Source organism: Klebsiella sp. OBRC7 (assembly GCF_000293135.1).
GTDB lineage: Bacteria > Pseudomonadota > Gammaproteobacteria > Enterobacterales > Enterobacteriaceae > Klebsiella > Klebsiella michiganensis.
Window position 1 is genome coordinate 90,637 of the sequence record NZ_ALNJ01000154.1, and the last position, 13,179, is coordinate 103,815.

The window sequence follows — 13,179 nt, forward strand, 5'->3', positions numbered from 1 at the left end:
GCGAGCCGGAGATTCGCTTAACCGGCAAAGCGCCGTTCCGCTACGCCGGTCACACCCAGGTCGTAAATGGCGAACAGGCTGCCGCGTAGCTGATTATCTTCCGGGAAGCGCGGTAGCGGCGGCTGCGCCATTGAGGTGACGTACAGCACGTCGAGGTTTTCGCCGCCGAACATCACGCTGGTGACTTTTTTCACCGGCATCTCAATGATGCGATCGACCTCGCCCTCCGGCGTATAGCGCACCAGCTTGCCCGCGTAGACCAGCGCGTTCCACAGATAGCCTTCGCTGTCCACGGTGGCGCCATCCGCCGCGCCGCCTTCGCTGCGATCGACGTGGCAAAAGACTCGTTCGCCAGAGAGATCGCCGGTCGCGGTGTTGTAATCCCAGGCGCCGATCTCGCCTGTCCAGGTATCGGCAAAATAGAACGTTTCGCCGGAGGGGCTCCAGCAGGGGGCGTTAGAGACAATGATATTTTTCTTCAACACGTGCAGTGACAGATCGGTATCCAGGCGATATAGCGCGCCGCTTGGCTCCTCTTCGCGCATATCCATCGACCCGAACAGAAAGCGTCCCTGACGATCGACTTTACCGTCGTTGAGCCGGTTAAAGGGCCGATCCGCTTCCGGTTGGTGCAGCAACGCCAGCTCGCCGCTGGCGAAGTCGAGCAGATGAACGCCATTCTGTAGCGCCACCACCGCGCCTTCGCCGTTCTGGCGCAGGGCGAAAGAGCCAATTTTCTGCCGCACGTCCCAGCTCTTAATCGCGCTGCCCTGCGCATTACAGGCGAACAGGCGCCCGTCGAGGCTATCTACCCACCAAAGACGCTGCTGCTCGACATCCCATACAGGACTCTCGCCGAGGCGAGTTTTTAAATCCAGTAACACTTCGATACGCATAAGGCGCTCCTGATTAAGCGTTTTCGCCGCGGGCCTGTTTTGCCGAGGCGGGGGTAGAGGATGACGAACTTTTAATCAATAGAGATGCCAGCGCGCCGACGATCAGTAGCGCGACGGCGAACCATAAGCCGGACGTCGCCGCGCCGGTGCGGTCCTCAAACGCGCCGAGGATAAACGGCCCGAGAAAGCCGCCGCACAGTCCGAGGCAGTTAAGCAGGCCGAAACTGCCCGCCAGCATATGCCCGCTCATAATCGAGGGGAGCCAGTTAAAGATGATGGATTGCATGGCGAAGAACATGAAGGCGGCCAGCGAGAAGCCAAGCAGCGCCACGCCGTGGCCGGCAATTGCGCCAATCGCCATGCCGGTCGCCATGACCAGATACCCGGCCATCAGCATGCTGCGCGAACGCTGTTCCGTTCGGGCGAAACGTGGCAGCAGGATCCCGCCCGCGGCGGCGGCGATCCACGGGATGGCGGTCAGCAGACCGATCTGTAGCGGCGTCAGTTGGCCCCAGCTACCGATGATCCCCGGCAGGAAATAACTCAGGCCGTAAACCGAAAACTGATGGGTAAAGTAAATCAGCACCAGCAACAAAAATACGCGGGTGGTGAGCGCGGTTTTCAGGGAAAAACGGCTCGGCGTATGGCGCGTCTCCTCGGCTTCTTTCTCCAGCACCGCAGTGATTGCCTGCACGTCGTTGCTGTCCAGCCAGCGGGCGTCGGCGGGCTTATCCGGCAGCCTGCGCCAGACGACGAACGCCAGCGCTATCGCAGGCAGCCCTTCGATAAAGAACATCCACTGCCAGCCGTGCCAGCCGGACATTCCATCAAGGCTTAATAACAATCCGCCCAGCGGCGCGCCGATAATATTGGCCAGACAGACCCCCAGCAGGAACAGGCCGGTGGCTTTAGCGCGCTCTTCGCGGCCAAACCAGAGGGTCAGGTAGTAAATAATGCCCGGATAGAGCCCCGCTTCGGCGGCGCCGAGCAAAAGGCGCATCACGTAAAAGGACGTAGGCCCGGTGACAAACGCCATACCGCAGGAGATGATCCCCCAGGTGATCATGATGCGGGCGATCCAGCGCCGCGCGCCAATCCGGGTTAAAAAAAGATTGCTGGGGATCTCCAGCACCGCGTAGGTGAGAAAAAACAACCCGGCCCCGAGGCCGAATGCGGTTGCGGAAAGGCCGATATCCACCGACATGGTCGCTTTCGCCATGCCAATATTGGTACGATCAATAAAGCTGATGATGTACGCCACGATAAGCAGCGGCATCAAATGGCGGTAGATCTTTTTATGGGTGCGCTGTAGCTGCGTCCCGTTTACCGCCTTTTCATTTATTGCGGACATGGTTATTATTTCCCCGTATTCGTGGTCAGAAGCCTTGCCGGGATCGAGACGATCCCGTTCGTCAGCTCACAGGTTGTCGCCGGGTGCTGACCCGAACGACGCCCGGCCCGAAGCCCCACTTCGGGCCGTCTTTTCCTAAGCGCCTTCGCGCTCGAACAGCATAGAAATCCCCTGGCCGCCGCCGATGCACATGGTGACCAGACCGGTGCGCGCGCCGCTGCGCGCCATTTCATACATCAGTTTGACCGGCAGGATCGCACCGCTGGCGCCCACCGGGTGGCCGAGGGCGATCGCGCCGCCGTTGACGTTAACGCGGGCCGGATCGAGACGCAGATCGTTCATCACCGCCAGCGCCTGGGCGGCGAAGGCCTCATTGAGTTCAATTAAATCGATGGCGTGAACATCCATATTGAGACGGTCCATCAGGCGTCGGGTCGCGGGAGAGGGGCCAAACCCCATAATCTCCGCGCCGCAGCCGGCGACAGCCCAGCCGCGAATCCGCATGCGCGGAGTTAAGCCGCGCTGTTCCGCCTGCTGGCGGGTCATCATCACCAGCGCGGCCGCGCCGTCGTTAATGCCGGAGGAGTTGGCCGCCGTCACCACGCCGTCGGCTTTAAATGCCGGACGCAGCGCGGCGAGCTTTTCGCGCGGGGTGTCGCGCGGGTGTTCATCGATCGCGAACAGGCGGGTCGCTTTTTTGCCGTCCGGTACCTCAAGGGCCAGAATCTGCTCGCGGAAGCGATCCTCAGCGATCGCCTTCAGCGCCTTCTGCTGGCTCGACCAGGCGAAATCGTCCATCGCTTCACGGGTAATACCGAAGCGTTGCGCAACGTTTTCCGCCGTGATGCCGTTGTGATAAGGCCCTTCCGGCCAGGTGAGGATGGAGATCAGTCCATCTTCCAGCTCGCCGTGGCCCATGCGATAGCCATCGCGCGCTTTACGCAGGTAGTAGGGGAGCTGGGTCATATTTTCCGTTCCGCAGGCGACGACCACCTCGGCCTGGCCGCTTTGCAGCTGCATCATGCCGTCCGCCAGGGCCTGAAGTCCGGAGCCGCACTGGCGGTTAACCGAATAGGCAGTGTTCTCCTGCGGGATCCCCGCCCGTAGCTGGCAGATGCGGGCGATAAAGCCGCTTTCGGCGATTTGCCCGACGTTGCCGACGATCGTTTCGTCGATATCCTGCGGCGCAAGCCCGGCGCGGTTGACCGCTTCGCGAATGACCGCTGCTCCGAGGTCATGCTGGTGGGTATGCTTAAGACTGCCGTTAAACGTGCCAATAGCGGTACGGACGCCGCTGACAACCACAATATCATTAGCCTGTGTCATCGTTTTTCTCCTTACAGCACCATGCCGCCGCCGACGTTAATCACTTCACCGTTGATATAGCGCGCGCCGTCAGACGCCAGAAACGCCACGCACTCGCCAACGTCTTTCGCCTCCCCGGCGTAGCCCGCGGGTATCTTATTGATCATGATTTGCCAGACGTTTTCCGGGACGCCGCGCGTCATATCGGTATCGATAAAGCCCGGGCAGATGGCGTTAACCGTGACGCCTTTCTTCGCCAGTTCGCGGCAGGCGGTTTTGGTCATCCCCACCACGCCGGCTTTTGACGCTGAATAGTTGGTTTGCCCGACGTTGCCAAGCCAGCTGGCGGAAGCGATATTGATAATGCGGCCCGCGCCGCGCTCGCGCATGCGGATGGCGGCCTGCTGCATACAGAGAAAAGTGCCCTTCAGATTGACATCGATCACCGTGTCCCAATCCGCTTCGGAGAGTTTGTGCAGCATGGCGTCGCGGTTAATTCCGGCGTTATTCACCACGATATCCACCGGGCCAAACGCCTCTTCGGCTTGGGAAAACAGCGCTTCGACCTGCGCTTTTTCACCGATATTGCAGTTGATAAACAGTGCCTGCGCGCCCGATTCGCGCAGGGAGGCGGCGGCGGCTTCGCCGTGCGCGTCGCGATCGGCGATGATCACGCGCGCGCCTTCCCGCGCAAGCACCTGAGCAATGCCAAAGCCGATACCGCGCGCGGCGCCGGTGACAATGGCGGTTTTACTGGCAAGTTTCATAGCTAATTTCCTTGTGAGTCAGAGGATGAATTCCGGGACAGATGTTCCGCGAGGCCGCAGGGCTGCGGGGTGAACAAGCGGCTGTCCATAACCTGAAGATCCGTGGCGATCGCCGGACGAAAATCCATATGCGCCAGGATGTCGCGCTCAAGTTCGATACCGGGGGCGATTTCCGTCAGCACCGGCCCCTCCGGGCGCAGTTCGAAAACCGCCCGTTCGGTGACGTAATGCATGGTTTGTCCTTTGGCGCGGGCCAGCTCGCCGTTGTAGGAAACCTGATTAACCCCGGCGACGAATTTGCGTACCTCGCCTTCGCGACGGATATGCAGCGCCCCTTGTTCACAGGCGATCTCCAGCCCTTTGGCGGTAAAAGAGGAGCAGAACACGACGTGGCGGGCATTCTGGGTGATATCGATAAAACCACCCGCGCCGGGGCAGGAGGCGCCGAGCCGCGTGGCGTTGACGTGGCCGTGCGGGTCCATCTCGCCGGCGCCCATAAAGGTGATATCGACCCCGGCGCCGTTGTAATAGAGCATTTGATCCTGATGGCTTATCATCGCGCTCAGATTACGGCCGATGCCGAAATCAACGCCGCCCGCCTGCTGCCCGCCGTAGATCCCTGACTCCACGGTGATGGTGACCTGCTCGCCGAGCCGTTCTTCGTGAATGATGGCGCCAATAACGTCGTTGGGAATGCCGGTGCCGAGATTGATGATGCAGCCGGGCGTCAGATAGCGGCAGGCAATCCGCCCGATGAGCTTGCGCAGGTCGAGCGGCAGCGGCGCGTTCTGCGCGGCGGGAAGCTGGATATCGCCGCACAGCGCCGGATCGAAGTCCCAGCTGGAGGTCTGGCGGTGATCCGTCTGCGGCTCTTCGCATACCACAATGGCGTCGATCAGGTTGCCGGGAACGGTGATGCTTTTCGGATGCAGCGAGCCTTTCGCCACGCGATATTTCACCTGCGCCAGCACCTTCGCCCCATAGCGTCTGGCGGCGAGAACCGCGTGCAGAACTTCCAGCTTCATCACCTCTTCATCGGTCGTGAGGTTGCCCTCTTCATCAGCATGGGTGCCGCGCACAATGACCACGTCCAGAGGAATGGCCGGATAGAACAGATATTCGTCGCCGCGAAACGTCACGTGCTCGATCAGATCGGGCCGTTCGCGGGTGCGGGCGTTCATCCGCCCGCCTTCCATGCGCGGATCGACAAAGGTACCGAGCCCGACGGGCGAAAGGCGCCCCGTAAGTCCGGCAGCCATCGCGCTATAGAGATGAACGATCTGCCCCTGCGGCAGACACCAGGCTTCCACTTCGTTGTTGTTGATCATCGCCATCCAGCGTGGCGCCAGGCCCCAGTGCGAACCGATGAGGCGCGTCACCATACCCGGATGGGCGAAGTGCTGGATACCGCGCTGGCGATCGCTTTGCCCTGCGGCATGCAGCAGCGTCAAATCGCGCGGCTCGCCTCCGCTCAGAAAACGCGCTTCGATGGCGCCTAAAATGGATTCCGCCGCACCGATAAGCGTCATCCCGACGGTACAAACGGTGTCTCCGCTGGCGACCCGCTGCGCCGCTTGATGGGCGCTGATAAATTTGTTGCTCACTTTTTATCCTCCGTTGATAGCGTGATGATGGATTCCGCGAGGCGCGTTTTAAGCTGCTGTTTGCTCACTTTTCCGTTATGGGTACGCGGTAAAACGCGGGTGAAAATAATGCGCGCCGGCAGCTTAAAGCGGGCGATTTTGACCTTTAGCCAGCCGAGGATCTCTTCGCTGGTCAGGTGGTGCTGACCGTCCGGCACGATAAACGCCACCGGCTCTTCGCCATAGACCGGGCTGGGAGTCGGGATCACGGCAACTTCCCGCACGCCCCGATAGGTAGAGAGGATGTTCTCCAGCTCCAGCGAGTAGATCTTCTCTCCGCCGCGATTGATCATGTCCTTGCTACGGTCTTTGATGTACAGCCAGCCTTCGTCGTCGAGATAGCCAAGATCGCCGGTACAAAACCAGCCCTGCGCATCGCAGCTCGAGCGTCGTTCGCTGTGCTGCCAGTATTCACGGATCACCACATCGCCTTTTAGCCAGATATGCCCGATTTGCCCGGCGGGGAGGGGCTGCTGGCGATCGTTGCGGATCGTAATGGCGAGGCCGGGGATCGCCTGGCCCGAACTGCCGCATTTAGCGCTGCCCCAGACGTCGCCCGGAAAAATCGTCGCGGGTGAGGTCGTTTCGGTGAGACCGTAGATCGGCTGAATCGCCGTATGCGGGAACAGAGTTTTTAGCTCCGCGATCAGTCCGTCGCTCAGGTGGCCCGCGCCGCAGGCAATCGTGCGCAGCGCGGGGAAATCGCCTGGATGGCTGGCGCTCTGCTCGCGCGCAGCCTGGCAAAGCAAGATAAAAATGGTTGGCGAGCCGTGCAGAAAGGTAATGTTCTGCTCGCGCAGGGTGTTGATTACCTGCGGGGCGTTGAACCGGTGCTGTAGCCAGATGCTCGCGCCAAGGCTAATAAACAGCGCCAGCAGCGCCGACAGGCCGGTGATGTGATAGATAGGCACCGCCAGAATGGTGCTATCCGCGGCGGTAAGATGCAGTTTTTGCGTGTAAGCGTCAATCGCGCAGAGCAGGTTGTGGTGCGTGATCATCGCCCCTTTAGGCTCTCCGGTGGTACCGGAGGTAAACATCATCAACGCCGTATCATCGCGGTTAACCGGGGTCGGCAGACGGGTTAGCGGATCGGGAAGAGAGAGCGCCTGCCATTCGTTGAGCGAAATGCAGCGGGCGTCGGGAGTGTGTTTCAGCCAGTCCTGCACGGTCGCATCGAACAGCACGGCCCGGGGGGCGATATGACCCACCAGTTCCTCGCTTTCGGCCTGCTTAAGCTTAGTGCTGAAAGGCACCACTTCGATGCCCAGACCCAGCGCGGCAAATAGGACTTCGCAAAAAGCGGGATGATTCCCCCAGGCCAGCAGGATTCGATCGCCTTTGCGCAGCGACCAGACCTGGTCAAGCTGCGCCATCGCTTGCTGTACACGCTGGTGAAAATCGCGGTACAGATAGCGCCGATCCTCAAAAGCCAGCGCCAGCGCATCCGGGCTGCGGGTGGCGCTGCGGCTCAGGGCCTGGTAAAGATTCTGGAAGTCGGCGGAGGTGCTGCTCATTTGTCTCTCCTGATATCGCGTATTGACTGGATGTAGTCTGGGGAAATTCAGGAGAGGAAATTGCCGAATGGCTCACAATAGAAAATCAACAAAACAGAAGCAATTTTGTAACATTGCACAATAGGCAGGAGAGGCCGGGTAGGGGAGAGAAATCCTCGAATCACACCGGTTTTTATAAAGCCAGAGGAAGCCCTCTTTTAGACCCGTATTAACCGGGCCTAAAAGGGAGAAGGGGATCAGACCTGCCGCTTAGCGCTTAAAGGCATCAAACTCGAGCCGTTCGCCGTCGGGGCCGCGAATAAGCAGGAAGCGCACATTTTCTTCCTCAATCGGCCCTTCATCGAGCGGATAGCCGAGCGCCGCCAGCCGCCTCTGCACCGCATTCAGGTCGCTAACTTCCAGCGCCAGATGATCGATACCGCAGCGAGGAGCGTCAAAAGGCGTTCCTGTGGGCAGCTGGTACAGCTCAAGAACGGCGCCCCCCATTTCAAGGAAAGCGACTTCAATGGCGCCCTGCGGCGAAGGTTTGCTAAACCGCTGCTGGCGCTGAAAGCCCAGCGGCTCATAGAAGGCCAGCGAACGCGTTAAGTCGCTGACCTGATAGCCGATATGAGCAATTTTATTAACCAGTTCACGCATTTTATACCCCCTTACGCACGCACCAGAAACCGTAGAAAGCGACATACACAAAGCACAGGAGCGGAGCGATAAAGGCGATTTGCATATTGCCGCCGTTCATATCCGAGATAATGCCCATCACCAGCGGAATAACGGCCCCGCCGATAATCGACATCACCACGATCGAGCCCGCGGTCTGGGTATCTTTCCCCATCCCTTTGATGACCAGACCAAAGTTTGTCGGCCAGCATGGCGCCATACAGAAGCTGACCAGAATGAGCGCATAGACCGCCAGCATTGAACTGCTGAACACGGCAACCAGTAAAAGGGCGGTGGCGGCCAGGGCAAAGGTGCCGAGCAGCAGCGCCGGGTTCAGGCGGTTCATCAACCAGGTGGCCACGGTTTTACCCACGGCGTAAATCACCAGAGAAGCCAGCAGCCAGTAGGTTGCGGAGTGCTCGCTGGTGCCCTGCTGCACGAGCTGCACAAAGCGAATCGTGAAGCTCCATACGCCAACCTGGGCGCCGACGTATAAAAACTGCGACAGGATCCCGAGGCGAAAGCGCGGGATGGCAAACAGGCGTTTCAGCGTAGGCCCCATGCTTTCTGTCGGGATCTGCTGCTGTTGAGACGGCGTGCCCTTGCAGGACGGGAATTTAATAAACACGAACACCAGCGCCAGTACTACCAGCACGGAGCCGATAATCAGATAGGGCCCGACCACCTGGCCGACCATCTGATGGCGCGCGGCGTCCGCTGCGGCGACGGGCATCGCCAGCAGCTGTTCATGGCTAGGATCGTTTTCGCCAAACACCATCACCTGGCCAATCAGCACGCCGGAAATCACGCCCAGCGAGTTGAAGATCTGCGAAAAGTTAATGCGCTGGGTGGACGATTGAATCGGGCCCAGCAGGCTTGAATAGGTGTTTGCCGACGTTTCCAGAAAAGAGAGTCCGCAGGCGATCACCCCCAGGCAGGCGAGGAACGCGCCGTAGGTCATGATCTGCGCGGCCGGAACGAACAGGAAGCAGCCGAGGGCGTACAGGCACAGCCCAATAATGATCGCCGCTTTATAGGAATAATGCTTTATCAGCGCCGCCGCAGGCAGGGCGACAAAAAAGTAGCCGAGGAAAAAAATCGACTGCACCAGCGCCGTCTGGGTATCCGTTAAATCGAAGCCCTTTTTAAACTGGGCGATCAAAATATCATTCAGGTTGCCCGCCATCCCCCAGAGCGCAAACAGGCAACAGACCAGTAAAAATTGCAGCCAGGGGGTATGCGGTAAATACGCGCTGGTGTCCAGTTTTTCATGGTGGACCGCCGCTTTATCGACCTTATCCGTGATTAGCGTACTCATTGAGCTATCCTCTTAATGGTTTTTATACAGTAGGGTTTAAGCCATTTCATAATCAGAGGCGGCACGTAAAAGCCGTTCTCGTGCCTCCTGGTAATCCGGTAAAGATGATGCGCCCTGCTTTTCGACGCTGACGGCGGCGTAGGCCGCCGCAAATCGGGCTGCGGCATGCAGCGGCTCGCCGCAGGCCAGACGCGCCGCCAGCGCACCGTTAAAGGCATCGCCCGCGCCGGTGGTATCGCGGGGATGAGAAGGAAAGCACGGAATAGGGGATTTCACGCCCTGCTCGCTCAGCAGGGCGCCCTTTGCGCCGAGGGTGATAATGACGTTGCGCGCGCCCTGGGCATGCAGCGCATCGGCGGCCTCGGCCGCGGCCGCCAGAGAGTCAACCCGGCGCCCGGTCATTAACCCGGCCTCCGTCGCGTTTGGCGTGAGCAAATCCACTTTGCTTAGAAAGGCGTGCTCAACGGGCTGCCAGGGAGCGGGATTGAGCACCACGAAGGCTCCGGCTGCTTTCGCGGCGTCAACGACCTGTTCAATGGCGGAAAGATTATTCTCCAGCTGAACCAGCACCACATCCGCGCAGCCGATAGCGGGAATGCAGCCGGCGATTTCATCATCGGTCACCGTCATATTCGCGCCGGGGTCGACGGCAATCATGTTTTCGGCATCGTTGCCGGCCACATAAATCAGCGCATTGCCGGTGGGAACCTCTTCGGCGACCAGCAGCGTCACGGCGTTAAACCCCACGCCCTTCAGATGACGACGGGCAAAATGGCCGAAGGTATCATTGCCAATCTTGCCGATATAGTGAACATTCGCCCCCGCTTTTAGCGCGGCGGTGGCCTGGTTCGCCCCTTTTCCGCCGGCGCTGGTCATGCTCCCGCAGGCCACTAACGACTCGCCCGGCACCGGAAAGCGTTCCACTCTGGCCACCATGTCGAAATTGAATGAACCAAAAACGCAGACTTTTCCTGACATCATTCGCTCCTTTATACGTGCTCGGGGGAGTGCAGCGCGGCGGACAGATCCCGGGACATTTTTTCCCAGGCCTGTGCGAGCGGCATATCCGGGCGGAATAAACCGCTGCTGCCCATCACCAATACCTGCGCCCCGGCTCCCAGCAGTTCACGGTAGGTATTGCGGTTGCATGAGCCGTCGACTTCCAGCAAGAAGTTGAGGCTGCGGCTCTCTTTTAGCTGACGAAGCTGCGCGATTTTGGCGGTCATTTCGGGAATAAACGGCTGACCGGCATAGCCCGGATCGACGGTCATCACCGTGACCTTATCGAGCAGATGCAGATAGTGCTGGATGCTCTCAACCGGCGTTGCGGGATTAAGCACCATCCCCACCTCTTTCCCCGCCTGGCGAAGCATATTGATGACCCGAAAAGCTTCGCGGCAGATGGTTTCCGGATGCAGTGAAATGGCGTCTGCTCCGGCTTCTATCAGCGCCGGGATAAACGGGGCGGGCTCTTCGACCATCAGGTGGACATCGATGGGAAGCGACGTATAGGGCCGAATCTGCGCCACAAAGCTGGCCGATAGCGCCAGGTTTTTCACATAGTGCCCGTCCATCACGTCGACGTGCAGCCTGTCGGCTTTGCCGTTTAAAAAGTGCAGCTGTTCCGCCAGCTTCATCATGTCCATACACATGAGCGAGGGAGAAAGGTAATAACGCATAAGGCCTCTTTTATTCCGGTAGTGGCTGATTTCAGGCAAAGTCTGGCCCTGCCGCGGGAAGCAGCGTTTCGACAATGCGCGTAGTCACCGTCACGTCATGACGGCGTACTCAGGCGATCTGTAGCCCGACGTTATGCCAGGTCATCTCTTTTTCCAGCAGCGGATCGACAAACTTTTCGGTGATTAAACAGTCCAGCTCGCCCAATCCGCCGATCCGCGCGACGCCTGTTCGCCCCAGCTTGCTGCCGTCAACCAATGCCACGGTCTGACGGGCGGCCAGCATCATCTGTTTCAACAGGGCGGCGTGGGCTTCCGTACCCGCATATAAACCGCTATCGCGCTCCAGCCCCTGGCAGGAGAAAAAGAGCGTATCGACGGCGTACTCCCGCAGCGTTCGTGAGGCGGTTTCACCGAAGAACGACTCCTCGGTCGGGGAAAAATCGCCCCCCAGTCCCACGAGATGCAACGAGCGTCTGCTCATCAGCGTTTGCAAGATGCGGATGGAGGGCGTAATCACCGTTAGCGCCATCTCCGGCATCTGCCGGGCCAAAAACCAGCTGGTGCTGCTGCCGTCCAGGACGATGGTCTGTCCCGGCTGGAGACACTGCAGCGCTTTGCGGGCAACGCGCATTTTTCCTTCGCTGTGCAGCAGCGTTCTCTGCTGAAAGCTTCCCTGGCTATCTTCGACCGGCAGGGCGGGCGACACCGCCCGGATTGCCGGCAGCGGGTTCTCCGCCGCCAGCGCTCCGCCATGGCTCCGATTTAAAATCCCTTTCCGTTCCAGCTCGCTCAGATCGCGGCGAATCGTTTCCCTGGAGACCCGAGTCGCTTGCGCAATCTCATTCACCCGCATCACGCCGCGTTGGCCCAGCAGTTCAACAATCAAACGATGACGTTCCAGCGGCAACATAGCTCTCTCCTGAAGTACATAATCAGATTACCTTTCCCTTGCGCAGGGCGTTGAGACCTCCGGAATATCCGGCGAAGGCGACCGTTTTGTCGCCGGTCAATGTGACAGCGTACGCATTTTGGCGTCATATCCGGCAGCGGTTTCGCTCTCTCGCCCGTTATTCAGGCATAAACAAAAACAAACAAAAATAAATGCAATATTGCCTTTGCGCCCGTTTATGCCCGTTTGCGCCCGTTCATCAAGGGCATCGCTCATTTCCCGTCTGCTAATTAAAAGCAAATGAAAATAAAAAAATGCTAATTTGATCACGTTATTTTCATTTGATGCGTTTTTAAATGGATTTAAGCCGATTAAGAGCATTAAATGAAAGCAACTAAAAACAAAGAGCAGGATAAAACCATGAATGAAACAACCCGTCGTTTTGCACGTTTAGTCGACCTGAGCGCAGTCCAGGCCACCAGTACCGAAGCGGACGTTCGCGCCTGCGCCGAGCTGGCTGCCCGATACAACATTATTTCCGTCCATGTGCTGCCCTGCTGGACGCGTTTTCTCAGTACGTTGCTGCCGCAGCAGGGAACGGGAGAGGTAATGATTGGCGGGCCGGTCGGCTTTCCCGGCGGTGGGCATGCGACTGACACCAAGGTTCTGGAAGTGCGGCAGCTGATTGCCGATGGCGCCCGCGAAGTGGATATAGTGGTGAATATCGGCAAAGTGTTATCCGGCGATTATGACTATGTGCGCGAAGATTTGCGCCGCGTGGTGGACGCCGCCGCGCCGGTACCGGCGAAGGTGATCCTCGAAACGCACTATCTCAATGAGGAGCAGATTCGCCGCGTGTGCGATATCGCCGTAGAGGTGGGGATGAAGTGGGTCAAAACCTCCACCGGCTGGGCGCCGACCGGCGCGACGGTGGAAAAAGTCAGCATCATTGCCGACCAGCTTAAAGGCCGAATCGATATCAAAGGCGCAGGAGGCATTCGCGATCTGGAAACGGTGCGCGCGCTTTACCAGCTTGGCGTCCGCCGCTTTGGCATGAGCCACGGCGCGGTAAGCAAAGTGCTGACTGAACTGGAGCAGCACCCGGAACGCTTTCCCGAGCTGAACGCCGATTAAACTGAGAGACCGCGGGCCTGATGGCC

13 protein-coding genes are annotated in these 13,179 nt (G+C 59.1%); 1 reads left to right on the plus strand and 12 read right to left on the minus strand.

The annotated features are described in order from the left end of the window. Positions 1–17: 17 nt before the first annotated feature. The 12 genes from HMPREF1144_RS30285 to HMPREF1144_RS30340 form a co-directional block, all read right to left on the minus strand. A complete protein-coding gene (locus HMPREF1144_RS30285; RefSeq protein WP_004124853.1) occupies positions 18–896 on the minus strand; it encodes an SMP-30/gluconolactonase/LRE family protein in 879 nt (292 codons plus the stop codon). Between the two features lie 13 nt (positions 897–909). After that, positions 910–2,247, minus strand: coding sequence for an MFS transporter (locus HMPREF1144_RS30290; protein ID WP_004124842.1), 1,338 nt, complete (start codon positions 2,245–2,247; stop codon positions 910–912). Between the two features lie 135 nt (positions 2,248–2,382). Further along, entirely contained in the window at positions 2,383–3,573 is a 1,191-nt protein-coding gene (locus tag HMPREF1144_RS30295) for a thiolase family protein (protein ID WP_009654980.1), read from the minus strand. 11 nt (positions 3,574–3,584) lie between these two features. Next, positions 3,585–4,319 (minus strand): 3-oxoacyl-ACP reductase FabG, encoded by a 735-nt coding sequence (gene fabG, locus HMPREF1144_RS30300; RefSeq protein WP_009654978.1) that lies wholly within the window; start codon positions 4,317–4,319, stop codon positions 3,585–3,587. 2 nt (positions 4,320–4,321) lie between these two features. Then, positions 4,322–5,923 (minus strand): acyl CoA:acetate/3-ketoacid CoA transferase, encoded by a 1,602-nt coding sequence (locus tag HMPREF1144_RS30305; protein ID WP_009654933.1) that lies wholly within the window; start codon positions 5,921–5,923, stop codon positions 4,322–4,324. Beyond that, positions 5,920–7,476 (minus strand): class I adenylate-forming enzyme family protein, encoded by a 1,557-nt coding sequence (locus HMPREF1144_RS30310; protein WP_009654934.1) that lies wholly within the window; start codon positions 7,474–7,476, stop codon positions 5,920–5,922. The genes HMPREF1144_RS30305 and HMPREF1144_RS30310 overlap by 4 nt, the downstream gene beginning before the upstream one ends. A gap of 249 nt (positions 7,477–7,725) precedes the next feature. Continuing rightward, complete coding sequence (locus tag HMPREF1144_RS30315) at positions 7,726–8,115, minus strand: VOC family protein (protein ID WP_004124827.1); 390 nt, start codon at positions 8,113–8,115, stop codon at positions 7,726–7,728. 1 nt (position 8,116) lies between these two features. After that, a complete protein-coding gene (gene fucP / locus HMPREF1144_RS30320; RefSeq protein WP_009654976.1) occupies positions 8,117–9,451 on the minus strand; it encodes an L-fucose:H+ symporter permease in 1,335 nt (444 codons plus the stop codon). Between the two features lie 36 nt (positions 9,452–9,487). Then, a complete protein-coding gene (locus HMPREF1144_RS30325) occupies positions 9,488–10,429 on the minus strand; it encodes a ribokinase (protein WP_004854007.1) in 942 nt (313 codons plus the stop codon). An 11-nt stretch (positions 10,430–10,440) separates the two neighbouring features. After that, a complete protein-coding gene (gene alsE / locus HMPREF1144_RS30330; protein WP_009654984.1) occupies positions 10,441–11,130 on the minus strand; it encodes a D-allulose 6-phosphate 3-epimerase in 690 nt (229 codons plus the stop codon). A gap of 109 nt (positions 11,131–11,239) precedes the next feature. Beyond that, positions 11,240–12,040, minus strand: coding sequence for a DeoR/GlpR family DNA-binding transcription regulator (locus tag HMPREF1144_RS30335; RefSeq protein WP_004854004.1), 801 nt, complete (start codon positions 12,038–12,040; stop codon positions 11,240–11,242). A gap of 96 nt (positions 12,041–12,136) precedes the next feature. Next, positions 12,137–12,349 (minus strand): hypothetical protein, encoded by a 213-nt coding sequence (locus HMPREF1144_RS30340; RefSeq protein ID WP_164880186.1) that lies wholly within the window; start codon positions 12,347–12,349, stop codon positions 12,137–12,139. A gap of 54 nt (positions 12,350–12,403) precedes the next feature. On the opposite strand from HMPREF1144_RS30340, the gene deoC reads away from it, so the two are divergent. Next, positions 12,404–13,153 (plus strand): deoxyribose-phosphate aldolase, encoded by a 750-nt coding sequence (deoC, locus tag HMPREF1144_RS30345; protein WP_009654946.1) that lies wholly within the window; start codon positions 12,404–12,406, stop codon positions 13,151–13,153. The last annotated feature ends 26 nt before the right edge of the window (positions 13,154–13,179 follow it).